25 protein-coding genes are annotated in these 25555 nt (G+C 65.3%); 18 read left to right on the top strand and 7 right to left on the bottom strand.

The annotated features are described in order from the left end of the window. Window positions 1-89: 89 nt before the first annotated feature. The 3 genes from Q0743_RS08155 to Q0743_RS08165 all read left to right on the top strand — a co-directional run bounded on the left by Q0743_RS08155 (window position 90) and on the right by Q0743_RS08165 (window position 2974). Window positions 90-1364 carry an MFS transporter gene (locus Q0743_RS08155; protein ID WP_298241048.1) on the top strand — a complete coding sequence of 425 codons (1275 nt, stop codon included), beginning with the start codon at window positions 90-92 and terminating at the stop codon, window positions 1362-1364. Window positions 1365-1389: 25 nt separating this feature from the next. Continuing rightward, entirely contained in the window at window positions 1390-2640 is a 1251-nt protein-coding gene (locus Q0743_RS08160; protein ID WP_298241049.1) for an arsenic transporter, read from the top strand. Window positions 2641-2737: 97 nt separating this feature from the next. Continuing rightward, complete coding sequence (locus Q0743_RS08165; protein ID WP_298241050.1) at window positions 2738-2974, top strand: hypothetical protein; 237 nt, start codon at window positions 2738-2740, stop codon at window positions 2972-2974. Between the two features lie 67 nt (window positions 2975-3041). On the opposite strand, the gene Q0743_RS08170 is transcribed toward Q0743_RS08165, so the two are convergent. Next, window positions 3042-4406 carry an MFS transporter gene (locus tag Q0743_RS08170; RefSeq protein WP_367184865.1) on the bottom strand — a complete coding sequence of 455 codons (1365 nt, stop codon included), beginning with the start codon at window positions 4404-4406 and terminating at the stop codon, window positions 3042-3044. Window positions 4407-4430: 24 nt separating this feature from the next. Further along, complete coding sequence (locus Q0743_RS08175) at window positions 4431-5195, bottom strand: GntR family transcriptional regulator (protein WP_298241052.1); 765 nt, start codon at window positions 5193-5195, stop codon at window positions 4431-4433. A 189-nt stretch (window positions 5196-5384) separates the two neighbouring features. Between Q0743_RS08175 and Q0743_RS08180 the strand changes: the two genes are divergently transcribed. Genes Q0743_RS08180 through Q0743_RS08190 form a run of 3 tightly spaced genes read left to right on the top strand, consistent with a single transcriptional unit; the run spans window position 5385 to window position 8416 of the window. Next, complete coding sequence (locus Q0743_RS08180) at window positions 5385-6584, top strand: mandelate racemase/muconate lactonizing enzyme family protein (RefSeq protein WP_298241053.1); 1200 nt, start codon at window positions 5385-5387, stop codon at window positions 6582-6584. 11 nt (window positions 6585-6595) lie between these two features. Then, on the top strand, window positions 6596-7363 hold the full coding sequence (locus Q0743_RS08185; RefSeq protein WP_298241054.1) for an SDR family oxidoreductase: 768 nt from the start codon (window positions 6596-6598) through the stop codon (window positions 7361-7363). 21 nt (window positions 7364-7384) lie between these two features. Beyond that, window positions 7385-8416 (top strand): L-idonate 5-dehydrogenase, encoded by a 1032-nt coding sequence (locus Q0743_RS08190; protein WP_298241055.1) that lies wholly within the window; start codon window positions 7385-7387, stop codon window positions 8414-8416. Here Q0743_RS08190 and Q0743_RS08195 read toward each other — a convergent pair. Beyond that, the gene (locus Q0743_RS08195; protein ID WP_298241056.1) at window positions 8406-9320 is read right to left on the bottom strand and encodes a DUF3280 domain-containing protein; all 915 of its coding nucleotides are present in this window, start codon (window positions 9318-9320) and stop codon (window positions 8406-8408) included. The two genes, Q0743_RS08190 and Q0743_RS08195, sit on opposite strands and share 11 nt — an antisense overlap. Window positions 9321-9512: 192 nt before the next feature. Between Q0743_RS08195 and Q0743_RS08200 the strand changes: the two genes are divergently transcribed. Beyond that, entirely contained in the window at window positions 9513-10889 is a 1377-nt protein-coding gene (locus tag Q0743_RS08200; protein WP_298241057.1) for a sensor histidine kinase, read from the top strand. Continuing rightward, the gene (locus Q0743_RS08205) at window positions 10886-11548 is read left to right on the top strand and encodes a response regulator transcription factor (RefSeq protein WP_298241058.1); all 663 of its coding nucleotides are present in this window, start codon (window positions 10886-10888) and stop codon (window positions 11546-11548) included. Before Q0743_RS08200 ends, Q0743_RS08205 begins: the two co-directional genes overlap by 4 nt. Before the next feature lie 3 nt (window positions 11549-11551). Here the strand turns inward: Q0743_RS08205 and Q0743_RS08210 are convergent, their stop codons facing one another. Continuing rightward, window positions 11552-12523 carry an MBL fold metallo-hydrolase gene (locus Q0743_RS08210; protein ID WP_298241059.1) on the bottom strand — a complete coding sequence of 324 codons (972 nt, stop codon included), beginning with the start codon at window positions 12521-12523 and terminating at the stop codon, window positions 11552-11554. A gap of 44 nt (window positions 12524-12567) precedes the next feature. After that, the gene (locus tag Q0743_RS08215) at window positions 12568-13551 is read right to left on the bottom strand and encodes a VOC family protein (protein WP_298241060.1); all 984 of its coding nucleotides are present in this window, start codon (window positions 13549-13551) and stop codon (window positions 12568-12570) included. A 144-nt stretch (window positions 13552-13695) separates the two neighbouring features. On the opposite strand from Q0743_RS08215, the gene Q0743_RS08220 reads away from it, so the two are divergent. From Q0743_RS08220 to Q0743_RS08250, 7 genes are all read left to right on the top strand, one after another. Further along, window positions 13696-14487, top strand: a complete 792-nt coding sequence (locus Q0743_RS08220; RefSeq protein ID WP_298241061.1) for a DNA-binding transcriptional regulator — start codon at window positions 13696-13698, stop codon at window positions 14485-14487. A gap of 73 nt (window positions 14488-14560) precedes the next feature. Further along, window positions 14561-16069, top strand: a complete 1509-nt coding sequence (locus tag Q0743_RS08225; RefSeq protein ID WP_298241062.1) for a bifunctional 3-(3-hydroxy-phenyl)propionate/3-hydroxycinnamic acid hydroxylase — start codon at window positions 14561-14563, stop codon at window positions 16067-16069. A gap of 24 nt (window positions 16070-16093) precedes the next feature. Then, entirely contained in the window at window positions 16094-16945 is an 852-nt protein-coding gene (locus tag Q0743_RS08230; protein WP_298241063.1) for a fumarylacetoacetate hydrolase family protein, read from the top strand. A gap of 41 nt (window positions 16946-16986) precedes the next feature. Next, window positions 16987-18198 carry an ABC transporter substrate-binding protein gene (locus tag Q0743_RS08235; RefSeq protein ID WP_298241064.1) on the top strand — a complete coding sequence of 404 codons (1212 nt, stop codon included), beginning with the start codon at window positions 16987-16989 and terminating at the stop codon, window positions 18196-18198. 757 nt (window positions 18199-18955) lie between these two features. Beyond that, complete coding sequence (locus tag Q0743_RS08240; RefSeq protein WP_298241065.1) at window positions 18956-19501, top strand: MBL fold metallo-hydrolase; 546 nt, start codon at window positions 18956-18958, stop codon at window positions 19499-19501. Further along, window positions 19491-19922 carry a hypothetical protein gene (locus Q0743_RS08245; RefSeq protein ID WP_298241066.1) on the top strand — a complete coding sequence of 144 codons (432 nt, stop codon included), beginning with the start codon at window positions 19491-19493 and terminating at the stop codon, window positions 19920-19922. The genes Q0743_RS08240 and Q0743_RS08245 overlap by 11 nt, the downstream gene beginning before the upstream one ends. A 54-nt stretch (window positions 19923-19976) precedes the next feature. Beyond that, window positions 19977-20960 carry a DUF1254 domain-containing protein gene (locus tag Q0743_RS08250; protein WP_298241067.1) on the top strand — a complete coding sequence of 328 codons (984 nt, stop codon included), beginning with the start codon at window positions 19977-19979 and terminating at the stop codon, window positions 20958-20960. A gap of 114 nt (window positions 20961-21074) precedes the next feature. Here Q0743_RS08250 and Q0743_RS08255 read toward each other — a convergent pair whose 3' ends face one another. After that, complete coding sequence (locus Q0743_RS08255) at window positions 21075-21290, bottom strand: hypothetical protein (RefSeq protein ID WP_298241068.1); 216 nt, start codon at window positions 21288-21290, stop codon at window positions 21075-21077. Window positions 21291-21391: 101 nt separating this feature from the next. Continuing rightward, window positions 21392-22234 (bottom strand): hypothetical protein, encoded by an 843-nt coding sequence (locus tag Q0743_RS08260; protein WP_298241069.1) that lies wholly within the window; start codon window positions 22232-22234, stop codon window positions 21392-21394. 211 nt (window positions 22235-22445) lie between these two features. Between Q0743_RS08260 and Q0743_RS08265 the strand changes: the two genes are divergently transcribed. Genes Q0743_RS08265 through Q0743_RS08275 form a run of 3 tightly spaced genes read left to right on the top strand, consistent with a single transcriptional unit; the run spans window position 22446 to window position 25551 of the window. Then, window positions 22446-23324, top strand: a complete 879-nt coding sequence (locus Q0743_RS08265) for an IclR family transcriptional regulator (RefSeq protein WP_298241070.1) — start codon at window positions 22446-22448, stop codon at window positions 23322-23324. A gap of 1 nt (window position 23325) precedes the next feature. Further along, window positions 23326-24522 (top strand): CoA transferase, encoded by a 1197-nt coding sequence (locus Q0743_RS08270; protein ID WP_298241071.1) that lies wholly within the window; start codon window positions 23326-23328, stop codon window positions 24520-24522. Window positions 24523-24564: 42 nt separating this feature from the next. Next, window positions 24565-25551: a tripartite tricarboxylate transporter substrate binding protein gene (locus tag Q0743_RS08275; protein ID WP_298241072.1), complete on the top strand. Its 987-nt coding sequence runs from the start codon at window positions 24565-24567 to the stop codon at window positions 25549-25551. The last annotated feature ends 4 nt before the right edge of the window (window positions 25552-25555 follow it).

Raw genomic sequence — 25555 nt, forward strand, 5'->3', positions numbered from 1 at the left:
AAAACTCGGTCCTGTGGTTATGGGTCCCGGATCTGCGCTTACGCTTGTCCGGGACGACAGCGGAGTGTTTGACTTCGATCGAGAAACCGATGCCCAGCGAAAATCCCGATCAAGCCAGGCAAGCCGGCCGCGCGCTGGATGCAGCGAACTTCTTCCTCGCCGACGTCCGCGACGGGCTCGGCCCTTACCTCGCCGTCTACCTCCTCACTGAGCAGCACTGGGACGAGGCGCGGATCGGCCTCGTAATGTCGGTCGCGACCATCGCCGGCATCGTGGCGCAGACGCCGGCCGGCGCCCTGGTCGATGCGATGCGGGCGAAGCGGCTGGTGATGGGCGTCGCCGCGATCATGGTGACGGTGGCGTCGCTGTCGCTGCCGCTGTTTCCGAGTTTCCTCCCGGTCGCGATCTCGCAAGGCATTGCGCAGGCCGCCGCCGTGGTGTTTCCGCCGGCGATCGCCGCCGTCTCGCTCGGCATCTTCGGCCACGCCGCCTTCACGGGGCGCATCGGCCGCAACGAGACCTTCAACCATGCCGGCAATGCCGTTGCGGCCGCACTGGCGGGTGTCTCCGCCTATTGGTTCGGCCCGACGGTCGTCTTCTATCTGCTCGGCGCGATGGCGATCGCGAGCCTTCTCAGCATCCTCGTCATTCCCGCCCGCGCCATCGATCACGACCTGGCGCGCGGGCTGCATGATGCCGACACGGATGCGCAGCGGGACACGCCGTCAGGGCTCGCCGTGCTGCTGACCTGCCGCCCCCTGCTCGTCTTTGCGATCTGCGTGCTGCTCTTCCACCTCTCCAACGCGGCGATGCTGCCGCTGGTCGGGCAGAAACTGGCACTGCAGGACAAGAACATGGGCACCAGCCTGATGTCGGCCTGCATCGTCGCGGCGCAATTGGTGATGGTACCGTTTGCGATGCTGGTCGGTGCGGGGGCCGACCGCTGGGGTCACAAGCGGTTCTTCCTCGCGGCGCTGTTGATCCTCCCGATCCGCGGTGCACTTTATACGTTCTCGGACAATCCGTTCTGGCTGGTCGGCGTGCAGCTGCTCGATGGCGTCGGCGCCGGCATCTTTGGCGCGATCTTCCCTGTCATCGTGGCCGATCTCATGCGCAACACCGGCCGCTTCAACGTCGCGCAGGGCGCGGTCATCACCGCCCAGAGCATCGGCGCGGCGCTGTCGACCACACTGGCCGGCTTCGTCGTCGTCGGCGCGGGCTACAGCGCGGCGTTCATCACGCTGGGCGCCGTTGCTGCGATCGGCGCCGTGATCTGCCTTCTCGCGCTGCCCGAGACACGACATGGTGCCTCCCGCCCGCAGGGGAAGACAGCAGCGCCAGCATCCGCTATCGCTGCCGAATGAACGCATCTCGCATCAAGGACTGAACGTGCCGTCTGACGCCATCTGGGCCTGGAGCATCATCGTCGTCGCCACCGCAGGCGTCATCATCCGCCCCTTTCGCCTGCCCGAGGCGATCTGGGCCGTGATCGGCGCGGGCGGCCTGGTGCTATCGGGCCTGCTGCCGTGGCAGGATGCGCTGGCCGGCATCGAGAAAGGCGTCGACGTCTACCTCTTCCTGATCGGCATGATGCTGATCGCCGAGCTGGCACGGCTGGAGGGCCTGTTCGATTATCTCGCGGCGCTCGCGGTGGAATATGCGGCCGGCTCGCCGCAGCGGTTGTTCCTGCTGATCTATCTCGTCGGCACGCTGGTGACCGTGCTGCTCTCGAACGATGCCACCGCCATCGTGCTGACGCCGGCGGTCTACGCCGCGACGCGCGCAGCCGGCGCCAAGCCGCTGCCTTATCTCTTCGTCTGCGCCTTCATCGCCAATGCCGCGAGCTTCGTGCTGCCGATCTCCAACCCCGCCAATCTCGTCGTGTTCGGCGCGCGGATGCCGCAACTGACGGAATGGCTGCGGCTGTTCGCCCTGCCCTCGGTCGCCTCGATCCTGCTGACTTACGTGGTGCTGCGCCTGACCCAGCACCGCGCGCTGAAGGAGGAGACGATTGCGCGCAGCGTGCCGCATCCCAGGCTCAGCCGCGGCGGCAAGCTGACGGCCGTCGGCATCGTCGCGATCGGCATCGTGCTCGTGACCGCATCGGCGCTGGACAGGCAGCTGGGCCTGCCGACCTTCATCTGCGGCAGCGTGACGGCCGTGATCGTGCTGCTGCTCAGCCGGCAATCGCCATTGCCGGTGCTGCGGGGCGTGTCCTGGAGCGTGCTGCCGCTGGTCGGCGGACTTTTCGTCATGGTGGAGGCGCTGATCAGGACCGGCGTGATCGCGAAGCTCAGCGCGCTGCTGCATCAGGCGGTGGCGCAATCGGTGCCGAAGGCGGCCTGGAGCGTCGGCATTGCCACCGCGCTCGCCGACAACATCGCCAACAACCTGCCCGTCGGCCTCGTCGCCGGCTCGGTTGCCGCCAGCGATCATCTGCCCGCCCCCGTCGTCAGCGCCATCCTGATCGGCGTCGACCTCGGCCCCAATTTGTCAGTGACCGGCTCGCTCGCGACCATTCTCTGGCTGGTGGCGCTGCGCCGGGAAAAGATCGAGGTCGGCGCCTGGCCGTTCCTCAAGCTCGGTATGCTGGTAACCCCGCCGGCCCTGATCGCGGCTTTGGCCGCCGCGATCCGATAAACGTGCCTTGTTTGCGGCGCATCAATGTCGCCGCCACAGCTGGAGCTATACTTCAACTTGTCGCGCAGCCTCATTGGGCGCGGCAAGGAGGTTCATCATGCAGATCCAGTCAAAGGCATTGCCGCAGAGCTTTTCCCTGCGCCGCTCATATCAGAGCTTCATCGCACCCAGCCGGAGCGGGGCGGAAACGTCCCACCCGCTGCTGCTCCTCGCAGTCGTGGTGCTGGTGACCCTGTTCGCGATGGTGGAGATCGACCTGCACAGCGCCCAGCTTCAAGCGCTCGGCCTGCTCGGCCACGGGATGGGAATCGATCCGGTCTTCCTGAGCCCGTAGTCACTGGCCCAAAACATCCCGACGCGGGACCCGATCGCGGCCGAAGCCGCGACCGGGCAGCGCTTCGTCAGTCGTTCTCGTAGCCGTACACTTCCGGCAGGATGAAGATTGCAGCGAGCAATCCGATCACCGGGAAGATCGCGACGAACAGCGTGGCATTGGCCTGCCCGATCGCAGCGAACAGCGTCGGGAACAGGAAGATCGCCAGGAACGACGGCAGCTTCACGAACATGTAGGCGAAGCCGCTGGCAGTGCCGCGATATTGCGGCCGGGCGACCATGGTCGGGATCGTCATGCAGTTCGACGCATCCCAATAGTGACCCCAGAGCATGCCGGCGGCCGCGAACGGCAGCAGCATCTTGTTGTCGGTGTAGAGCGCGAAGGCCGCGACCAGCAGCGACACCAGCACGATCGAGAAGCCCGCAATCGCGATGCCGCGATGGCCGATCTTCGGCGTCAGCAGCGGTCCGACCCAGCCCGACAGGGCCGCGAAGGAGAACAGCGCCATCGTCACCAGATTGATGCCGAGCACGCTCGACACGCCGACCATCACGAACAGCACCGGCAAATAGAACGCGAAGGTCGAGAACTCGCTTGCCTGGGCGAAACACGCAATCCAGCCATACAGCGTGGCGCGCCAGCGGATCGGGTCCTTCTTGAGGTCGGCGAGGAACGCACGGGTGCTCGTCTTGGGAACCACGACATCCTGATCCGGCAGCATATCGAGATTGTCGTTGAACATCTCGCGCGCGACCTGCTTGGCCTCGCGGTAGCGCCCCTTCTGCACCAGCCACACCGCCGTCTCCGGCACGTCGTGGCGCATCAGAAGGATGATCAACGCCGGCACCGCACCGAGGCCGAGCGTGACGCGCCATAACGTCTCGTGATGGATGTCGAGCAGCAGGAAGATCACGATGACGCCGATGGTCAGAACCTCGCCGACGGCGAACATGAACTGCCAGCGGTTGCCCATGACCTCGCGCTCACCCTTGGCCATGGATTCCATGATGTAGGTGTAGCCGGTCGAGATGTCCGAGCCGAGCGGGATGCCGAGCAGGAAGCGGATCACGATGAGCCAGGTGACGTCAGGCACGAAGGCCTGAGCCAGCGCCAGCACGATGAACATCACCATCGTGACCAGGAACATGACGCGACGGCCGATCTTGTCGGAGAGCCAGCCACCGAGCAGTGCGCCGATGAGCGCACCGCCCTGGGTGCCCGCCGCGGCAAGGCCGAGCATCAGCGGATCGGGATTGTACTGCTCCTTGATGAAGATCAGCACGAAGGCGATCGAATAGAGGTCCCAGGCTTCGACCAGGATCGAGGCCATCATCAGCCAGCCGACCTTGTTGCCCTTGGGACTGTAGTTGGTGATGAGGTAGCGCACCGCGGCTTCGCTCGCGGTCGGTTGTGGCATCGCCATCGTTGACATGTCTGGTCCTCTCTTTTGGATTCTCTACGTGCCGAGCAGCGGCTCGATGCTGCAATCCAGCAGGCGCGGGTCGATCCCCGCCTCCATGCCCGCGAACATCGAATCCATGAAGTCGATCAGGGCATCGCTCGCCTTGACCGCGTCCTCGACGCGGCGGCCGGCAACTGCGGCCAGAATGGCGAGATGATGATCGATCGTGCCGGACAGATCGGTCTGCCCCGGCATGAAGCGGTGATGGATGTAGCCGATGCGGCGATACAGCGTATGCAGCGGCCGCAGCGTGTGCACCAGGAACGGCTCGCCGGCGGCTTCCAGCACCAGCGCGTCGATGCGGCGGTCGATATGATTGAATTCGTCGAGCGTCAGGCTGGCGCGGCGCTCGCGCAGGAGGCGCTCGATATGCAGGGCCTGATTGCGATGCGAGAGGCTGGCGCGATCGGCCGCAAGGCGGATCACGAAACGCTCCATGTCGCGGCGCAGGCCCAGCAGCATGCGCTCGCGCGCAAGATCGATCGGCGCAATCCGCAGGCCGTGCCGCGGACGGATGATGATGAGCGTGTCGGCGGAGAGACGATTGACGGCGTGGTGCACCGGCGTACGGCCGAAGCCGGTGATCTCCTGCAATTCCAGCATGGTCATGAACTGGCCGGGCTTGAGCTCGCAATGAACGAGCAGCTCCTCGATCTTCTGATAGGCCAACTCGAAGAAATTGACGCGGTTGCGCCGCGAGGGCCTGCCCTCGCCGTCGTCGGCTCTCACCACCTCGAGGGCGCGCTTGCGCCGTGCCATGTGTCGTCCTCCCCGTCCGCCCGCGTTCTCGGTGCTGTTGCGTCCGCCGGAGGACGCCTCGTTTGTGATATCCTTAAAACATGTTGTGATATATTACAAGCGGGCGTAAGACTGCGCCCAGCTCGCCGCCAGGCGGCCCGAAAATGACAAACAAGCGGGCGTTATGTTCCCAAAGGGAGGATTGTTGCCGTGAAGATCATGTCGATCGAGACCCTGCGCACCGAGGAATTCTCCAATGTGATCTGGGTGCGCGTCCACACCGACACCGGCGTGATCGGGCTTGGCGAGACGTTCTACGGTGCGGGCGCGGTCGAGGCGCAGATCCACGACACCTTCGCCGGCCGCCTGCTCGGCCGCAATCCCCTGCACATCGAGGCGATCCACCGCGACATGCTGAACCTGCCGATGGCGCAGTCCTCCACCGGAGTCGAATATCGGGCGGCGTCCGCGATCGACATTGCCCTGTGGGATCTGTTCGGCAAGGTCTGCAATCAGCCGGTGCACCAGATGCTCGGCGGGCTCTGCCGCGACAAGCAGCGCATCTACAACACCTGCGCCGGGACGCAATATGTCCGCTCCACCAATATCAGCCCGGTCTCGAACTGGAATCTCGGCGCGTCCAAGGGACCGTACGAGGATCTCGACGGCTTCATGAACCGCGCCGATGCGCTGGCCGAGAGCCTGTTGGAGAGCGGCATCTCGGCGATGAAGATCTGGCCATTCGATCCGGCGGCGCAGGAAAACAAGGGACTCTACATCACCGCCGCCCAGATGAAGCAGGCGATCGAGCCGTTCGAGAAGATCCGCAAAGCCGTCGGCGACAAGATGGAGATCATGGTCGAGCTCCACTCGCTGTGGAACCTGCCGACCGCCAAGCAGATCGCGCGCGCGCTCGAGCCGTACAAGCCGACCTGGTACGAAGATCCGATCCGGATGAACTCGCCGCAGGCGCTGGCCGAATACGCCCGCTCGACCGACGTCTGGGTCTGCGCCAGCGAAACGCTGGGCTCGCGCTTCCCCTACAAGGACATGCTCGACCGCGACGCCATGCATGTGGTGATGGCGGATCTGTGCTGGACCGGCGGCCTCACCGAGGGCCGCAAGATTGCCGCGATGGCCGAGACCTATCACCGCCCCTTTGCCCCGCATGACTGCATCGGGCCGATCGGCTTCATCGCGGCCATCCACATGTCGTTCAGCCAGCCCAACACGCTGATCCAGGAATCGGTGCGCGCGTTCTACAAAGGCTGGTACAACGAGCTCGTCACCACGATGCCTGTTATTAAGGACGGCTACGTCTTCCCGATGGAAGGTCCCGGCCTTGGCGTCGACCTTCTGCCCGCCGTATTCGACCGCTCCGATCTGATCGTGCGCCGTTCCAACGTCTAAGGATTCTCGAGATGAGCACCTCCCTCTTCGATCTCTCCGGCCGCACCGCGCTCGTGACCGGCTCCTCTCGCGGGCTCGGCCGCGCCATCGCCGAGGGCATGGCGAAGGCAGGCGCGAGGATCATCATCAATGGCGTCGACCCCAAGCGCGTCGAGCAGGCCGTCGCCGAGTTTCGCGCCGCCGGGCATCAGGCCGAAGGCGCCGCCTTCAACGTCACCGACGAGCCCGCCATCATCGCCGCCTTCAACGACTTCGACAAAAAGGGCATCGCCGTCGACATCCTCGTCAACAATGCCGGCATCCAGCACCGCAAGCCGCTGGTCGAATTCACCACCGACGAATGGCGCAAGGTGATCGAGACCGACCTCACCAGCGCCTTCGTGATCGGCCGCGAGGCCGGCAAGCGCATGATCCCGCGCAAGCGCGGCAAGATCATCAATATCGGCTCGCTCGGCAGCGAGCTCGCCCGCCCCACCATCGCGCCCTACACCGCGGCCAAGGGCGGCATCAAGAACCTGACCCGTTCGATGGCGGTCGAATGGGCCCAGCACGGCATCCAGGCCAACGCGATCGGCCCGGGTTACATGCTGACCGACATGAACGAGGCGCTGGTCAACAACACCGATTTCAACACCTGGCTGATGGGCCGCATTCCCTCCAAGCGCTGGGGCAAGCCGGACGAGCTGGTGGGCGCGGCGATCTTCCTCGCCTCGGACGCCTCCACCTACGTCAACGGCCAGATCATCTATGTCGATGGCGGCATGATCGCCGCGATGTGATCGCAGACAAAGGAGCAGACCATGCGCGCCGTCGTCATCCACGCCCCGAAAGACCTGCGGATCGACAGCTACCCCGATCCGGCACCCGGCCCGGGCGAGGTCCGCGTCAAGATCGCAAATGGCGGCATCTGCGGCTCCGACCTGCACTACTACCACCACGGCGGTTTCGGCGTCGTGCGCATCCAGCAGCCGATGGCGCTGGGTCATGAGATCGCGGGCGTCGTGGCCGATGTCGGTGACGGCGTCAGCAGCGTGAAGGCTGGCACGCGCGTGGCGGTCAATCCGAGCAAGCCGTGCGGGCAGTGCCTGCACTGCCAGGAGGGCATGCGCAACCAGTGCCTCGACATGCGCTTCCTCGGCAGCGCGATGCGCTTTCCCCATGTGCAGGGCGGTTTTCGCGAGTTCATCACGGTCGACGCCACCCAGGCGGTGCCGATCGCGGACAAGCTGTCGCTGGCGGAAGCTGCGGTCGCCGAGCCGCTGGCGGTGTGCCTGCATGCCGGCAAGCAGGCCGGCCCCCTGCTCGGCAAGCGCGTGCTGATCACCGGCTGCGGCCCGATCGGTGCGCTGATGATTCTGGTCTCGCGCTTCGGCGGTGCATCCGAGATCGTGGTGACGGACGTCGCCGAGGCGCCGCTCGCGGTCGCCAGGAAGCTCGGCGCGACGCATGCCATCAATGTTGCGGCAAATGCTTCGGCGCTCGACCCGTGGCGTGCCGGCAAGGGCGTGTTCGACACGCTGTTCGAGGCCTCCGGCAACCAGGCCGCGCTCCGCACCGCGCTCGACGTGCTCCGCCCCGGCGCGACGCTGGTCCAGCTCGGCCTCGGCGGCGAGATGACGCTGCCGATCAACTCCATCGTCGCCAAGGAATTGCAGCTCCGCGGCACCTTCCGCTTCGATCCCGAGTTCGAGCTGGCGGTGCGGCTGATGGGCGAAGGCCTGATCGACGTGAAGCCGCTGATCACGGCCGCCATGCCGTTCGAGAGCGCGGTCGCGGCCTTCGAGCTCGCCAGCGACCGCTCGCAGTCGATGAAGGTTCAGCTCACCTTTTAGCAGCGTCGGCGGCCTGCTGACTCTCGATCAGCCGGTCGCTGACCAGGCGAACCGCGCCGCGCTTCCAGGAATAGTCGGCGCCGAGGCGCAGGCCGCTGTCGCCGCGCGCCAGCACCGCGCCGGTGCGGGCATCGCGCAGCTGGAAGCCGAGCGTGTATTCGGTGCGGCTGACCCGCCGCACCACCCCGATCAGCGATTGATCCGCGCCCAGCTTCCGGGCGACCGCGGCCTCGCAGCCGCCGCAGTCTCGTAGAGCACCCGCCTTCGCCGCCTCGCCGCCCGCGCCGCCGACGTCGACGATGCGGTAGCGGCCGGACTGGCCAAGCACGTCACGCACACCGCCGGTGGTTTCGGCGAGATATGACGCGTCTGAAGCGGCCAAGGTGCTTCCTGACGCCGCCGTCATGTCCTCGAGCTCGAACTCGAACACGGCGAGCGCGACCGGCGCAGGCGTGCCGAGCGCCGCGATGACCTCGCGGGCGAGGAACGTTTCGGCGCGGTCCCAGGCTTCGTCGTTGTCGCCGCGGAAGGTATAGAGCTTCTCGAACAGGACCTTCGCGGCCGTGGTGTCGATCACGGCGACGCGCGCCCATTGCACCAACGTGCTCGTCTTCTGGACGCCGCCGACGACCTTGAATTTCGCATCGCCTTGCCGGGCGGGCGTGAGCTGATAGCGCTTGTCCGCCCCGACGTCCCGCCGCAGCGCGACCATGAATGCGCCCAGCCGCTTCTCGTGGACGGCGGTCTGGTCGACCGGTTCGCCGGACGTATCCAGATACTGGAAATCCTCGATCGACACGCGCGCCGGAGTTGCGGCGGCCGCCTCGGTGCCCGCGCCGGCAGGCCGGACGCCCACGAGGACGGCCAGGAGAAAAGCAGAGAGGATCAACCGGGAGAGGTGCATGTGCGGGGCCTCGCTGGATCGAGCAGTCCGCAAATCTCGGCAGCAGCCCTCGGCCCTGCAACGGCGACCGTCCCGGCGAGCGCCGGGAAAATTTCACGCCATTGCACTGCAGTAACGCGTAGCGCTTTCCGCGGCCAGCGTTCTGCCGTTTAATGCGGAAGCGACAAACCCGTTCGCACAAGGTGCCTCTCGATGTGGAACCGCCCGAGATTCGATCTCAAGGTCCGTTTGACGTTGCGCGTGGCCGCGATCTCGGCCGCCTGCTTCGCCGGAATCTCCGCCTATTTCCTCATCACGGCCGATCGCGAGGCCCATGCGCGCATCGACGGCATCGCCACGATCGTCGCAAAGTCGCTGGAGCTGCAGCAGGGCAAGGTTCAGTGGGTGGCCGGCCCGCGCGACTTTCCCAACCTCGACCCCGTCGCCGCCTATGTGATGACGCCCGGCCTGTGCCTGGCATTCCGCGGCGCGAGCGGCGAGATGCTGCAGCGGTTCTGCAGCGGTGCGCCCGCCCCGGCGAGCCCGCCGCCGCAGGCCTTTACGGCCTTCTATCGCAGCCTGTTCGACCCCGGCCGTGAAGCATCGCGGCCCGTGATCGTGCGCGGCGCCAAGCTCGGCGAGACCGTTGTCTCGGTCGATCCGGCGGTGCAGACCGCGGAGGCCTGGCATGAGGCCGGCCGCCTGATGATCGCACTTGCGATCGCGCTGCCGCTGCTGTGCCTCTTGGTTTACGCCGCGCTGGCGCGCGCGCTGCGTCCGACCCGCCTGATCTGCACCGGCCTCGAACGGATCGCGGCCAACGACCTCTCAGCGCGGCTGCCGCCGTTCGATCTCGCCGAGCTTTCCGCGATCCGCGACGGCTTCAACCATCTCGCCGAAAGCCTCGACACCGCGCTGGCCGAACGCAGCGAGCTGACGCGCAAGCTGATCGCGCTGCAAGACGACGAGCGCCGCCATCTCGCGCGCGAGCTGCACGACGAGTTCGGCCAGTCGCTGGCCGCGATCCGCGCGCTGGCCTCCTCCGCCCGCCAGACCGCCGTGCAGGACTGCCCCGCCATGCTCGGTGAATGCGACGGCATCGCGCGGACCGCGACGGGCATGATGGAGACGCTGCGCGGCGCGCTGTTCCGGCTGCGCCCGCCCGATGTCGAGGAGCTCGGCCTCGTTGCGAGCCTGGAAGGCCTGGTCGCGGGCTGGAACGGACGCAGCCGCGGCGAGACGCGCTTTTCGATCCAGTTCGACGGCGCCGTCGAGACGCTGCCGGCCACGATCAGCGCCAATCTCTACCGCATCGTGCAGGAGGCGCTGACCAATGCCGCCAAGCACGCCGGCGCCACTGGCGTCGGCGTGCATTTGACGATGGCGACAAGCGAGATTGCGCTTGCCATCGACGACGACGGCCGGCCCGGCGATGCCTCCAGCAAGTCCGGCATGGGCCTGCTCGGCATGCGCGAGCGCGTTGCGGCGTTGCGCGGCCGGATGAGCTTCGAGGCCGGCGCCAATGGCGGCTCGGCGCTTCGCATCGTCATTCCGGTGGCCGCCGCCGAGGTGCTGGAGCATGCGGCATGAGCGATGCCGATGCCTCCATCCTTTTGGTCGACGACCATTCCGTGGTCCGCGAGGGCTATCGCTCCGTGCTGCAGAAGCAGCCGGGCCTTCGCGTCGTCGCCGAGGCCGCCGACGGCGCAGAAGCCTATCGTCTGTACAAATCCGAGACGCCCGATCTCGTCATCATGGATCTGAGCATGCCCGGCATCGGCGGCATCGAGGCGATCAGGCGGATCCGGCAGTGGGACAAGGGCGCAAGGATCCTCATCTTCACCATGCACCAGAATGCGGGCTTCGCCGTGCAGGCGATCCGTGCCGGCGCCAGGGGCTACGTCACCAAGACCAGCCCGCCCGAGACGCTGGTGCGGGCGGTGATGGACGTGCTCGCCGGCAAGATCGCCATCAGCCCCGACATCGACCACGAGCTGGCGCTGAGCCGGCTCGGCGGCGAAAGCTCGGCCGCCGACGTCCTCACCGCGCGCGAGTTCGAGGTGCTGCGGCTGCTGCTGGCCGAGAAGACGACGGACGAGATCGCCGAGACGCTGCATGTCAGCCCGAAGACGGTGGCGAACCTGCATTCCCTGATCAAGGACAAGCTCGGCGTCGGCTCCGACATCGAGCTGGTCCGCCTCGCGCTGCGCCAGGGACTGTTGACGGAGCCGGATCTGGGCGAGGCCTGATCGTCATCCGCCGCCAGGCGCAAGCCTCGTTCCATCGGGCGCAAATGCCTCGACCGTGTCGCCGATCGCAAACGACATCATATCGCGGCCGACGAGCAGAGGTCCCTTGTAGCCCGTGCGCGTGCGCAGGATCAGCGGCTCCTCCGGGATGTCGGGCACGGGCTTCACGGTGCCGAACACGATGTGGGAGTAGACCGCCAGCTTCGGTTTGGCGGCCGCGAAGATCTGGCCCGCCTCTTCCGGCGAGGTGTGGTGCGCCTGAATGTCCTTGTAGACCGGGCTCTTGATCAACAACTCCGGCTCGATGACCGCGACCTCGTGGATCAGCAGATCGGCACCCTCCGCCGCTTTCGCTACCCGCTCGTCGTATTTGGTGTCACCGGACAGCACAACCTTGTGGCCGCCATATTCGACGACGTAACCGAACGACGGCTTGATCTTCTCGCCGTGATTGACCTCGATCGCGGTGACCTTGACGCCGTTGTTGTCGTAGACCGGCCCGGCCTCGATATCCTTCGCGGCAAATCTGATCGCCTTGGGATCGAGGTGTTCGTCATCGATGCGAATGCGGATGTCGTCGGCAAAGGCCTTCGTCAGGTTCTCCGTCATCGCAACCGTGCCCCTGGGTCCGTAGAGCTTCATCGGTCCTTTGCGGGATGCCCACGGCGTGGCGAGCCAGCCGGTCAACCACATGTCGGGGAGACCGACGAGGTGGTCGGAATGCATGTGGGTGATGAAATTCGCGGTGATCGCGCCGAGCGGGATCTTCAGTCTGTAGAGCTGCATGGTCGAGCCGCGGCCGAGGTCGAACAGCAGCTTCTCGTTCCCCGCCTCCACCAGCGTCGAGGCGCTGAAGCTGGTCGGCCGCGGGGTCGGCACGCCGGTGCCGAGCAGCGTTACCTTGATCGGTTCGGCCGAGGCAGCCGTCGTCAGCGCGAGCAGCGCGAAGCCTGCCCGCAAAATAGTCTTGAGCATAGTATCCTTCCCTGATCGTCAGATTTTTGTCGCGTGGCCGCGGATCATTCGCGCGCGATCACCTGGTCGAGCCACGCGCAGTTCAGCGGCGGCACGCGCGGATCGGCGACGCGGACGCCGCGGGCGGCTGCATCCATCCGCATCTCGCGCAAGCGCTTGCGCTGTTCCTCCGGCATATGAAGCCGCTCGTGTCCCCAGAGCGACGGACCGTCGAAGGTCTCGTGCGGCTGCCAGGTCTGGGGATCGATGATGCGTCCGCCCCAGCCATACTCGATGAAGAAGCCGGACGGCGTGTTCACGTAGAACGACGTCATGTGGTCGTTGGTGTGCCGGCCGAGCGTATAGACGACGCGGCCCTCTTCGAGCTGCGCGAGGTCATAGCCCTGACCGACATCGTCGAGGCTGCCGAGCTCCACCATGAAATGATGCATCGCCTTCCGCCCCGAGCCGACCATCGCAAAGGAATGGTGGCGGCCGTTGACGTGGAAGAAATAGAGCCCGTAAGGCTTGAGCCCGAAGTCCGAGACGTGGAACCCGAGCACGTCGCGGTAGAACGGCAACAGCGGTTCGACGTCCTCGACGTTGAGCACGACGTGCCCCATGCCGAGCGCACCGGTGCGGAAACCCGAGATCGGCCGCCCCGGCTTGAACGGCTCGCTCGCGAGCTCCGGCTTGCAGAACGCCTCAAGCCGGCTGCCGGCGGGGTCGGCGAACGCGATCAGCTCGGCCACATGTCGTTCATCGGCCAGCGCGCGCGAGCCGCGCGTGACCTTGACGCCGTGGCTTTCCAGCCGGCCCGCCAATTGATCCAGCTCTGCCATGGACGGAACTTCCCAGCCCATCACCGCCAGCCCGGCATCGCTGCTGCCGTCGACGATCAGCCGCTGCTTGCGATCGTCCATGCGGAAGGCGCGCATCTTGCCGCCGCGATCGACCTGTTGCATGCCGAGCAACCCGGTCGCCATCTGCCCCCACTGGTCGAGCTGCGATGAATTGATTCCGATATAGCCGAGCGCAGTGATTTCCATCGACGATCTCCCGAAGGCATCGCATGTGCCGCACTACGGCAAACTTGATACCGGCCGCGCGCGATCTTAACGTAGCCTTCCGCAATCGCTTCGCGTTCGCAACGATAATCGCGGGACCGTGCGCCACAAGGGAGGAAATGCGAAGTGTCCAAGGAGCGGACGGGCAAGGCTGCCCCCCGGCAGTCGGAGGGCGTCCGCGCCTTCAAGCGCGGGCTCGACGTGCTGCGCGAGGTCAACCGTTCCGGCGGCATCCGCGCCGGCGACGTGGCCCGCGCCCTCGACCTGCCCCGGCCCACCGTCTACCGCCTGCTCGAAACACTCGAGGAACTCGGCTATATCGCCCGCAGCGCCAGCGACGACCGTTTTCGCGTCACCCGGCGCGCGCTGAGCCTCGGCGACGGCTACGATCCCGGCGTGGTGATCTGCCAGGCGGCGGCGCCCTATCTCGCCGAGCTCAGCAAGACCCTGGTCTGGCCGGTCGATCTCTCCACTTACGAGAACGCCGCGATGGTGGTGCAGGAGACCACCCACGCGCGCAGCCCGCTCTCGATCGACCGCGGCATGATCGGCAAGCGCCTGCCGATGCTGCGAACGTCGGCCGGCCGCGCCTATCTGACCGCCTGCCCGGCGCGTGAGCGCGATTTGATCATCAGCCATCTGCGCCGCATCGACGAGGCCGAAGATCGCCCTTTCCTCGACGCAGCCCACCTCGATCGCATGATCGCCGAGACGCAAGCGCGCGGCTACGCGATCCGCAGCGAGGGCGAGTACAATCCGAAGACGGCTTCGATCGCCGTCCCCATTGTGCGGGACGGGGCCGTCTTCGGCTGCATCTCCATCATCTGGATTCGCTCGGCGCTTGGAATCGAGGAGGCGGTGACGCAATTTGCGGCGCAGCTTCAGGAGACGGCGCTGGCCATCCCGGTCGAGGTCTAGGCTCCGTCCGGCTGGCGGACACTTCGGCCAGCGGCGTTGATGCTGCGGCGCGGCCTGGGGAAGAGATGGCCCCATGCAAGATAAATCCGCCCCCGAAGAATTTGATGTCGTGATCGTCGGCCGCGGCCCGGTCGGCGCCACGCTCGCCAACCTGCTCGGCCTGTGCGGCGTGCGGACCCTGGTGCTGGAACGCGAGGCGCGGAGCTATCATCTGCCGCGCGCGGTGCATTTCGACGACGAATGCATGCGGGTGTTCCAGACCATCGGCCTCACTGACGCGATCCTGCCGCACGTGATCCTCAGCCCCGGCATGCTGTTTCTCGATGCCGACGGCAAGATGCTGCTGGACTGGTCGCGTCCGCAGACATTGACCCCGATGGGCTGGCATCTCAGCTACCGCTTCCATCAGCCCGATCTGGAGGATGTCCTGATCGGCGGTCTCAGCCGCTTTCCAGGCGTCGTCTTGCGCAACCGCTGCGATGTGTTCGCGCTCGACCAGGACGAGCATGGCGTGCGCGTGCGCTACGAAGACCTTTCGAACGGACAGCTCACTGAAGTCCGCGCTGCTTACGTGATCGGCTGTGACGGCGCCCGCTCGCTGATCCGCCGCTTCATCGGCTCCGGCATGGACGACCTCGGCTTCCACGAGCGGTGGCTGGTGATCGACGTGCTGCTGAAGCGCGCGCGCGACGATCTCGGCGACTACAGCCTGCAGCATTGCGATCCGAAGCGACCTGCGACCTATGTGCGCGGCACCGGCACGCGGCGGCGCTGGGAAATCACTGTGCTGCCGGACGAGGATTCTCACGACGTCACGCAGCCCGCGAAAGTCTGGGCCCTGCTGTCGCGCTGGATCACGCCTGAGGATGCCGAGATCGAGCGTGCGGCGGTCTACACTTTTCATTCCGTCATCGCACAGCAATGGCGGAATGGACGCTTGCTGCTCGCGGGCGATTCCGCGCACCAGACCCCACCTTTCCTCGGCCAGGGCATGTGCGCCGGCATCCGCGACGCCGCGAACCTCGCCTGGAAGCTCGACGCCATCCTCCGGGGCAATGCCACGACGGAGCTGCTCGACACCTATCAGAGCGAGCGCCTGCCGCATGTACGCGAATTCATCGCGCTCGCCATTCGCCTCGGCGGCGTGATCAACACCAAGGCGATCGAAGCGGGTCTCACTGCGGGCGAAGCGCGCGAGAACGCGCCGGTGAAGCTCGAGGTGAAAAAGCCCCTGCTCGGCCCCGGGCTGACGATCGGCAACCAGCTTCCCGCCGGAGATCTCGCGCCGCAGTTCGCGCTTCGGGACGGCAGCCGCAGCGACGACCGAGTCGGCTACAGCCATGTGCTGCTCGTCGCAAATGCGGCCGCCCTGTCCTCGCGCCCGGCTGTTGCGCAGGCGGGCATCGAGATCCTCACGGGCGATGACGCCGAAGCCATCGGCGACTGGCTGCGCAAGCACGGCATCACGGCCGCGCTCGTGCGCCCCGACCGCTATGTGCAAGGCACCGCCCGTAACGACGCCGAGCTCGACCAGCTCGTCGCCGCCGTCACGCCTCCCACCCATGTGCCCTCCGCGGCTTGACACGAACATACGCAAGGACATCTCATGAAGCTGCTCTCATTCGTCGCCGGCGGACGTGCCTCCTTCGGGGCCCTCAAGGACAATGGCGTCGTCGATCTCGGCACGCGCATGGCGCCCTGCACCACGCTGCGGCAGTTGCTCGAAGCCGGTCGCGTTGCCGAGGCGGCACAGATCGTCGCGTCCGCTGCGCCCGATCATCCGCTCGACAAGATCACCTTCGCTCCCGTCATCCCCGATCCCGGCAAGATCATCTGCGTCGGCCTCAACTACCGCGACCACGTCGCCGAGACCGGCCGCACCGTCACCGAGAAGCCGGCGCTGTTCGTTCGCTTCCCGTGCAGTCAGGTCGGCCATCTCCAGCCGATCGTGAAGCCGAAAGTGAGCGACGATTTCGACTATGAGGGCGAGCTTGCGCTGGTCATCGGCAAGGGCGGCCGGCACATCGCAGCACACCGTGCGCTCGACCACATCGCCGGCTATGCCTGCTACAACGAGGGCAGCATCCGCGACTGGCAGCGCCACACCAGCCAGTTCCTCTCCGGCAAGACTTTTGCGGCGAGCGGCAGCTTCGGCCCATGGCTGGTGACGGCGGAGGAAATTCCGGATCCGTCGAAGCTCACCTTGCAGACGCGGCTCAACGGCGCCGTGGTGCAGGACACCACCACGGACCTGCTCATCACCGGCATCCCCGAGCTGATCGCCTACATCTCGACGATCTGCCCGCTCGTTCCCGGCGACGTCATCGTCACCGGCACGCCCGGCGGCGTCGGCGCCAAGCGCACGCCGCCGCTGTGGATGCGCCCGGGCGACACCGTCGAGGTCGAGATCTCCGGCATCGGCACCTTGCGTAACACGGTCATCGCCGAGCCGGCCTGACCACGCCTTCGAACAATCAAAACGACAAACCGGGAAACACCATGGGCAACCTCCGCACGACTTCCGCCGCCATCCTGCTGGTCACGCTGGCGCTCGCAGTCCCGACAGCGCGCGCCCAGATCAAGGGCGATGCCATCCGCATCGGCGTGCTCACCGACATGAACGGCGTCTTCGCCACCGCCATGGGCCCGGGCTCGGTCGAGGCAGCGCGGATGGCCGCGGAGGAGTTCGGCGGCAAGATCAACGGCAAGCCGATCGAGATCCTGCAGGCCGACCACCAGAACAAGCCGGACCTTGCAGCATCGCTCGCCCGCAAATGGTTCAGCGAAGGGGTCCAGGCGATCGCCGACGGGGGCAGCTCCGGCGCCGCCCTCGCCGTGCAGGAGCTCGTCCGCGGCAACGGAAAGATATTCCTGGTCTCCGGCGCCGGTGCAAACCAGCTCACCGATGAAGCCTGCGCGCCCACCAGCGTGCAGTGGACCCAGGACGCCTATTCCACCGCGACCGCCGTGGTCTCGGGCATCATGCAAACCAGCAAGGAGCCGTGGTTCTTCATCACCGGCGACTATGCCTTCGGCCATTCGATCGAGGCGACGGCGCGCGAGCGTATTGCCGCGCTCGGCGGCAAGGTCGCCGGCAGCGTCAAGGCGCAGCTCGGCACGCCCGACTACTCGTCTTTCCTGCTGCAGGCGCAGTCCTCGGGCGCGAAGATTCTCGCCATCAACGTCGCCGGCGACAACACCACCGCCATCAAGCAGGCCGAGGAATTCGGACTCGCCGCCCAGGGCATGAAGATCGTGCCGATGTCGTTCCAGAATGTCGACATCGAGGCGGTCGGCCTGAAAGCCACGCGCGGCGATCTCATCGTCACCTCGTTCTTCGAGGATGTCTCGCCGGCGGCCCGGAAGTTCTCCGACGCCTTCTATGCGCGCCGCAAGGCCATGCCCTCGCAGATCCAGGCCGGCGTCTACTCCGCCGTCCGTCATTATCTGCAGGCGATCAAGGACACGGACTCCGACGACGGCGCAGCCGTGATGGCGAAGATGAAGGCAACGCCGGTGTCGGATGCCTATACACCCAACGGACGCATCCGCGAGGACCAGCGCATGGTGCACGATCTCTATCTCGTGCAGGTCAAGACGCCCGAGGAATCCAAAGGACCGTGGGATTTCGTCAAGCTGATCGCAACGATCCCGCCCGATCAGGCTTTCCGTCCGCTCGACCGCAGCAAGTGCGGTCTGGTGGGGAAATGACACCCAGGCGTGGACTCATATGTCTAGATCACACGCGTTCGAGGTCCACCATACTGCCGACCGCGCCGCGAATGCGGGTTCGGCAACTGCGATAGGGCCAATAGCGACTGACGATCGACTGCTCCCAGCTGGATCCGCGAACAACGCGACCGACCTGCACAGTCCGCTACTAACGGACGTCAATTCGCTCCAGTCAGGTCAGCGCATCTACCCCATGGATCGCTCGATCGCCTCGATCTCTGCACGGAGAAATGGTGCTTAACCAGTGATTGGATGGATTCCGTCTTCATTAGATCCGCAAATGTATGTGACGTCACAGATCTATCGATCACCGACCGTCCCTCCATACGCAGCGATTCCAGACCTCCGGCCTGCTGAGAGAGTTCTTCATAGCTAACGCCAGTCTTCATAACATATCCCGCCATGTGCTTGATGATGGGTCTCACCACCGACTCGACAAGCGCGAAACGTCGGCGGCGCCTTTGAGCTTGCGTCGGCCCGCTCTCTGGAATGATGGCATCGAACGATTCGTTGATGCGACGTACCTGGCGCTCGATATCCGCTTGGTCGGAACGCGGACTCATAAAGGCGCAGCCATAGCCTGATTGACGCGAGTTGAACGAATGCGAGATAGTTGGCAGCGAGCCAAAGCCGTCGAAACATGCCCCTAGCGGACAAGACAATCGCGGTGTTTTAGCTATGTCTTCCCCACCGCACCTTCCATTGGCCACTTTTCAGCTTATGCTTGAAGAACTGGATGGCTCGTTCCGTGGGGTTGAAAATGGCTTTCCGCATAGGATTGGGTGCAATTCTGAGCGCTACTGCTGTTCTCGCGACATCGCCTGCAATGGCGCAAACACTCCCTCCAAATCTGCCAACGAAAGAGCAATTGGCCAAAGACAACAGCCTTTTTCTCGCGTTGGCCAAGAAGGCGCTGAAATGGGAAGAGCCCGCCGAACCGGTCAGGATCGTCGGGCCAATTTACTTCGTAGGCACGAAGGGACTTGGGGTTTTCTTGTTCACAACGTCCGAGGGCCACATCCTGATGAACACGGGCATGCCGTCGTCGGGGCCGATGATCGTGGACTCGATCCGGAAGCTCGGATTCAAGCCCGAAGATGTCAAGTTGATGATCAACGGCCACGCGCACATCGATCACGCGGGCGCCTTCGCCTTCATGAAGAAGCTGACGGGGGCGCAGCTGGCCGTCATGAAGGACGATGTCGCGGCGATGGAGAGCGGCGACCGGGACGATTTCAAGTACGCTAACGACTTCGCCTACGAGGGCCCGGGTGCTGCGTGACGGCGACCAGATCAGGATGGGCGACGTCCTGCTCACCGCCTACCACACGCCGGGTCACACTCGGGGAGCGACCACATGGATTGCAAACCTGGTTGTCGACGGCAAAGCCTACGTGGTGGCCTTCCCGGACGGCGCCGGGTTCAACCCCGGCTACCGCGTGGCAAAGGACCCTTCGTACCCCGGCATCGAGGATGACTACCGCAACACCCACCACGCGCTCGAGATGATCAAGCCGGACATCTGGCTCGCTCAGCACAACGAGTATTACGACCTCGAAGGCAAACGGAAGCGGGCGGAGACCAAGGGCGTGAATGCCTGGATTGATCCGGAGGGCTACCGCCGCTTCATCGCCGGCAAGAAGCGCGCGTTCGAGGATGAGGTCGACGAGGAACTCGGCGCTCCTAAGCCAGCCGCGAAGTAGGGAGTTATTGCGATGAAATCTGCGTCCCGTCTGGTATTTGCCCTTGTGCTTCCGATGTCCGCACCTGCAGCATTCGCTCAGGATGCCAAACCCACCGCGGTCAACGCCCACAACTTCGTCCGCGCCGAGACTGACCTCTACTTCCGGAAGGCCGCGGTAGACGACGGCGCCTTCGGCAAGCTCCAGCACCGGCGCGATATGGCGTCGATCGACAAGCAGGACGTGGTCCGCATGAACCGCGACACGCTGTATTCGCACGGGGTGTTCGACTTGGAAGCGGGAGCGCTCACGATCAAGCTGCCGGACGCCGGCAAGCGCTTCATGTCGATGCAGGTGATCTCGCAGGACCACTACACGACCGAGGTGGTCTACGGTCCCGGCACGTTCAACTACGACAGGGGGAAGGTCGGCACCCGCTACGTCTACGTCATCGTCCGCACTCTGGCCAATCCGGAGGACCCGCACGACGTGAACGCCGCCAACGCGATGCAGGACGCCATCGAGGTGCAGCAGGTGGGCATCGGCAAGTTCGAGGTGCCGGCCTGGGACCAGGCGTCGCAGACCAAGGCCAGGGCTGCGCTCGAAAGCCTCGGGTCGCTCGGCGGGACGGTCGACCGATTCGGCAAGAAGGAGGAGGTCGATCCGATCGACCATCTTATCGGGACCGCGATCGGCTGGGGCGGCAACCCGCGCCACGCGGCCGACTACCAGAGCGTCTTCCCGCCCAAGAACGACGGCAAGACCGTCTATCGCCTGACGCTCAAGGACGTGCCGGTCGATGGCTTCTGGTCGATCAGCGTCTACAACGGGAAGGGCTTCTTCGAGAAGAACGAGCTCGGCGCCTATTCCCTCAACAACCTGACCGCCAAGCCGGACGCGAGCGGCGCCTACGTGATCCAATTCGGCGGTTGCGATAAGGCAACGCCGAATTGTCTGCCCATCGTGGATGGCTGGAACTTCACGATGCGGCTGTACAGGCCCCGCAAGGTGATCCTCGACGGAAGCTGGAAGCTGCCGGAGCCGCAACCAGCATCTTAGTCAATGCCCTGTTGGCCCATCGCGAGCTGTTGCGCTACTTCACGGAGTTGGTCGCTATAGGGCAAGCAGACATCTCTTTAGTTGTATCAAGCCTCCGGTTTATGGGTACACGGCCTAGATCACGCCAAAACCCCCGCGAGCAGTAGTAAGATGCCCCAATTCTTCAAGCGCATCTATGGCCAGCTCGAGTTCATTGTGCTCGATAGATTCGTGATATCGTGCCAAAAGGGCCGCGTACTCGGGTCCCTGTTGCACGGGCAAGGCGTGTCGCGCACGCTCAAGTAGCGCTTCAGTAATCTTCCAGCTTTTGAGCAACTTCGCGTCCGGCATTTTAACTCGCAAACAAGTTGCTTCTCACATCGTCCGCTCGCGATACAGCTTGCCCGCGGTCGTCGCCTAGCCCTGGACGCCGACATCTGCGCGTTCCTGCCCTACGCCAGATACAGCGCCAGATAGCCTTCCATCGCATAAAGCGCACAGAGCGCCAGGCTCGACCACACCGCCGCGCTGAAATATAGGAACATCCAGGTCAGCTCGCCCTTCCAATGCACGATGTCGTGGGTCACCACCCAGCGCGTCGAGACGTCATGCAGCCCCTCGAGGAAGCCCAGGAACGTGTTGCCCTCGGCGTGACCTGCCCGCCAGCGGCTGAGATACATGGGAACGTCGACGGTGACGAGGAAGGCGAGGAAGCAGGCGATGCCGACGATGCCTGACATCAGCGCCCAGCGCACCACGCCCTGGAATTCAGGCATCAGGCGGCACAGCGCGATGCCGGCCAGGAAAAACGTCACCGCCCACAGCGAGTTCTCGATCGCGTTGAAGAGGAAGTTGGTCGTCACCACCGCGTACCAGGAGAAACACTCCGCGATGATGATGATCGGCACGATCACCAGCGCGATGTTCACCGCGGTCTCGGCGCCCGTCATCTTGCCGAGCTGATGCAGGATGATGGCCCATTGCGCGACGAAGCAGAGCTCGGCCACGGTCGCGACGGTGCGGCCGACGACGACGCTCGACAGCCAGGTGTCGAACAGGCAGATGCGCTGCACGTCGGCGCGCGGCAGCACCGAGCGGAACGCGCAGCCGAACACGTAGCCGGCGCAGAGCAGGAACATCAGCCCGATATCCGAGCCGCCGCCGTGGCTGCCTGAAGGCGTCGGATAAAACTCGCGGTACAAGGTGAACCAGACGAGGATGTTGGCCGCGCTGACAAGCGTCAGGGAGCCCCACCACCACGCGAGGGGATTTGACCGCGCCTGCCACTGCAACATGAACCGCTCCGCTGTAATCGATCTGACATTTCGCCGTAACAATCCTGTCACAACACGCCAGGGAATCACGACAAAAATCCGTGCGGTCGGTCGTTCCGGTGCGCGGCCCACGGCAAAACGCCATCTCCGGATGTGTCCACATGTTGGATAAATATACATCGCTTTATAAATCTATTGGACAACCATCGCGCCTTGGTCCGATATGGGCGTCATGGCTCGCCCTTCATCCAAATCGCCTCACCCCAGCTCGGCCGCCGCGGTCCTCGCCGAAAGTGCCGATGACGCCGCCTTCGCAACGACGCTGGCGAAGGGTCTCGTCGTGCTCGAAGCCTTCAGGGCGGGCAGCACCTTGCTCGGCAACATGGAGCTGTCGACGCTGACCGGCATCCCGCGGCCGACGGTGGCGCGGCTGACGCACACGCTCGCGGAGCTCGGATACCTCCGCTACGACCCCGCCCGGGCGAAGTATCACGTCGGTGCGCGCGCCTTGCGGCTGGCGCATCCGCTGCTTGCCGACCTGCAATTCCGCCAGTTCGCGCGACCCATGATGCAGGAGCTGGCGCAGAGCGTCCGCGGCACCGTCTCGATCGGACTGCTCGATGCGACGTCGATGATCTATGTCGAGACGGCGCGATCCGGTGATGTCGGCCCGCACGCCCCCGACATCGGCATGCCCATTCCGGTCGTGATGACCGCGATGGGCCGCGCCGCCGCCTCGACCTTGCCGCAGCCCGACGCGGCGCGGCTGGAACGACGCATCGCTGCGGAAGATTCCGAGCTGTGGGCCGCCTTCCAGGACAAGTACCGCGCCGGCCTCGCCCAATGCGTCGGCCGCGGCTTCTGCACCTGCTGGGGCGAATACATGGCCTCGATCCACGCCGTGGCCGCACCGCTGTTTCACGCCGCCGAGACCAGACAGTCGTTCTCGATCAATTGCGGCATTCCCGCTTTCCGGCTGCAGCCGGGGCAGCTGGAGAACGAGATCGGTCCGCGCCTTGCGGCGCTGGCCGACAGCATCCGCGCCATCGTCGGACAAGCCGCACCCGTGCTGCCGGCGCGCAAGACCAAGAAGATCAACACCGGGACGTGAGATGGCTGGGCCGCTGGAAGGATTGAGAGTTCTCGACATCGCGACGATCATCGCCGCGCCCTTTGCCGCGACGCTGCTGGCCGACTACGGCGCCGAGGTGCTCAAGATCGAGATGCCCGGCCAGGGCGACGGGGTGCGGTCGTTCCCGCCGTTCAAGGACGGCAAGCCGCTGTGGTGGAAGGCCGCCAACCGCAACAAGAAATTCGCCACGCTCGATCTACGCACTGAGGAAGGGCTTGCGCTGTTCAAGCAGCTGCTTCCCCGCTTCGACGTGCTGATCGAGAACTTCCGCCCGGGAACGCTCGACCGCTGGGGCCTGTCGAAGGAAGTGCTGTGGTCGATCCAGCCGCGCCTCGTGATCCTGCGCGCCACCGCTTTCGGGCAGGATGGGCCCTATCGCGAGCGGCCCGGCTTTGCCCGCATCTTCGAGGCCATGGGCGGGCTTACCTACATCACCGGCGAGAGCGATGGCGAGCCGACCCATCCGGGATACCCGATCGGGGATTCGATCGGCGGCCTGTTCGGCGCCGTCGGTGTGCTCGCGGCGCTGTGGAAACGGGCACGCGATCCCGGCGCGCCCGGCGAGGAGATCGATCTGTCGCTCACCGAGGCGACCTTCCGACTGCTCGACGTTCTCGCCATCGAGCACGATCAGCTCGGCGTCGTTCGCAGCCGGATCGGCAATTCCAACGGCTATTCGGCCCCGGCCGCCGTGTTCCGCACCAGCGACGATCATTGGGTGACGCTCGCAGGTTCGACCAACGCCCTCTTTGCGGCGAACTGCCGGGCGATCGAGCGGCCCGATCTGATCACCGATCCGCGCTTTGCCAGCAACGACCGGCGCGTCGCGCACGCCGCCGAGCTCAACGACATCTTCGCCGGCTGGTGCGCGGCGCATCCCCTCGACGAGGTTCTCGCCAGATTCAATGCCGCGCAAGGCACGCTCGCCCCGATCTATTCGATCGACCAGATCGCCGATGACCCGCAAATGAAGGCGCGCGAGGTGATCACCCGCGTGGCCGACCGGGATTTCGGCACGGTTGCCATGACCAATGTCGTGCCGCGCTTCACCAATGATTCCGCACGAATGCGACACGCCGCCGGCGATGTCGGCCAGGACAACAACGAGGTCTTTCGAAATTGGCTCGGCCTTTCGGATCAGGAGATCGCAGGGCTCGCCGAGCGAAAGGTGATCTGAACGTAACAAGAAGACCAACAACGAAAAGGGAGGAAGAAGATCGTGGCATCGTTCGAAGTCACGCGACGAACCCTGCTGGGCACCGTTGCAGGCGGCTTGGCCGCCATCTCCAGCCTGTCGGCACGAGCCGAGGATGCATGGCCCTCGCGTATGGTGCGGCTGATCTCGCCCTACGGGCCCGGCGGCTCCAACGACATCTCGCTGCGCCTGCTCGCCGAAGAGTTCGGCCGCAGCCTGCACCAGCAATTCATCGTGGAGAACAAGCCGGGTGCCGGCACCCGCATTGCCAACGACATGGTCGCCCATGCGCCGGGCGACGGCTACACCCTTCTCTACGTCGCGGCTCCCTATGCGACCGCCGAGGCGCTGTTCGGCAAGCTGACCTATGAGCGCAAGGATCTGCAACCGGTCGCGATGGTCGTGGTCGCGCCGCTGTTTCTCATCATCAGCGCCGACGCGCCGTTCAAGACGCTGCCCGAGCTGATCGCCTATGGCAAGTCGAAGCCGGACGGGCTGACCTTCGCTTCACCCGGCGCCGGTTCGCAGCCGCACCTCGCCGGCGAGCTCCTGTTCCGGGATGCCGGCGTCAAAGGCCTCAACATCCCGTTCCGCGGCGATGCCGCGTCCTATACCGAGCTGCTCGCCGGCCGCGTCGACGCCACGCTGACGGCGCTGCCGACCGCGCTACCTTACATCCAGAGCGGCAAGTTCATCGTGCTCGGCGTCGCCTCGCCCGAGCGCAGCGCGCTCTATCCGCAGGCACTCACGCTGCGCGAACAGGGTTTTCCCAACGTGGCCGCCGCGGGTTGGTACGGCTTCATGGCGCCCGCCACGACGCCGCGCGCGATCGTCGACAAATTCCAGGCCGAGATCCTGCGCGCGCTCGCCGAGCCCGCGATCAAGGACAAGCTGACCGCACAGGGCCTCGAGGTGCGTGCCGGCAGTGCCGCCGAGTTCGGCCAGTTCATCGGCGCCGAGACGCAGAAATGGACCAAGCTGATCCGCGATGCCGGGCTCAAGGGCGAATGAGCAT

The sequence above is a fragment of the uncultured Bradyrhizobium sp. genome (assembly GCF_936943645.1).
In the GTDB taxonomy this organism is placed as follows: domain Bacteria; phylum Pseudomonadota; class Alphaproteobacteria; order Rhizobiales; family Xanthobacteraceae; genus Bradyrhizobium.

Bases quoted from the DNA above. Each gene is read 5' to 3' on its own strand.
- Q0743_RS08270 (WP_298241071.1), top strand. From the start codon at position 23,326: ATGGCTGGGCCGCTGGAAGGATTGAGAGTTCTCGACATCGCGACGATC.
- Q0743_RS08200 (WP_298241057.1), top strand. From the start codon at position 9,513: ATGTGGAACCGCCCGAGATTCGATCTCAAGGTCCGTTTGACGTTGCGC.
- Q0743_RS08190 (WP_298241055.1), top strand. From the start codon at position 7,385: ATGCGCGCCGTCGTCATCCACGCCCCGAAAGACCTGCGGATCGACAGC.
- Q0743_RS08240 (WP_298241065.1), top strand. From the start codon at position 18,956: ATGGCTCGTTCCGTGGGGTTGAAAATGGCTTTCCGCATAGGATTGGGT.
- Q0743_RS08205 (WP_298241058.1), top strand. From the start codon at position 10,886: ATGAGCGATGCCGATGCCTCCATCCTTTTGGTCGACGACCATTCCGTG.
- Q0743_RS08165 (WP_298241050.1), top strand. From the start codon at position 2,738: ATGCAGATCCAGTCAAAGGCATTGCCGCAGAGCTTTTCCCTGCGCCGC.
- Q0743_RS08210 (WP_298241059.1), bottom strand. From the start codon at position 12,523: ATGCTCAAGACTATTTTGCGGGCAGGCTTCGCGCTGCTCGCGCTGACG.
- Q0743_RS08170 (WP_367184865.1), bottom strand. From the start codon at position 4,406: ATGTCAACGATGGCGATGCCACAACCGACCGCGAGCGAAGCCGCGGTG.
- Q0743_RS08230 (WP_298241063.1), top strand. From the start codon at position 16,094: ATGAAGCTGCTCTCATTCGTCGCCGGCGGACGTGCCTCCTTCGGGGCC.
- Q0743_RS08185 (WP_298241054.1), top strand. From the start codon at position 6,596: ATGAGCACCTCCCTCTTCGATCTCTCCGGCCGCACCGCGCTCGTGACC.
- Q0743_RS08215 (WP_298241060.1), bottom strand. From the start codon at position 13,551: ATGGAAATCACTGCGCTCGGCTATATCGGAATCAATTCATCGCAGCTC.
- Q0743_RS08235 (WP_298241064.1), top strand. From the start codon at position 16,987: ATGGGCAACCTCCGCACGACTTCCGCCGCCATCCTGCTGGTCACGCTG.
- Q0743_RS08175 (WP_298241052.1), bottom strand. From the start codon at position 5,195: ATGGCACGGCGCAAGCGCGCCCTCGAGGTGGTGAGAGCCGACGACGGC.
- Q0743_RS08250 (WP_298241067.1), top strand. From the start codon at position 19,977: ATGTCCGCACCTGCAGCATTCGCTCAGGATGCCAAACCCACCGCGGTC.
- Q0743_RS08260 (WP_298241069.1), bottom strand. From the start codon at position 22,234: ATGTTGCAGTGGCAGGCGCGGTCAAATCCCCTCGCGTGGTGGTGGGGC.
- Q0743_RS08255 (WP_298241068.1), bottom strand. From the start codon at position 21,290: ATGCCGGACGCGAAGTTGCTCAAAAGCTGGAAGATTACTGAAGCGCTA.
- Q0743_RS08195 (WP_298241056.1), bottom strand. From the start codon at position 9,320: ATGCACCTCTCCCGGTTGATCCTCTCTGCTTTTCTCCTGGCCGTCCTC.
- Q0743_RS08155 (WP_298241048.1), top strand. From the start codon at position 90: ATGCCCAGCGAAAATCCCGATCAAGCCAGGCAAGCCGGCCGCGCGCTG.
- Q0743_RS08265 (WP_298241070.1), top strand. From the start codon at position 22,446: ATGGCTCGCCCTTCATCCAAATCGCCTCACCCCAGCTCGGCCGCCGCG.
- Q0743_RS08225 (WP_298241062.1), top strand. From the start codon at position 14,561: ATGCAAGATAAATCCGCCCCCGAAGAATTTGATGTCGTGATCGTCGGC.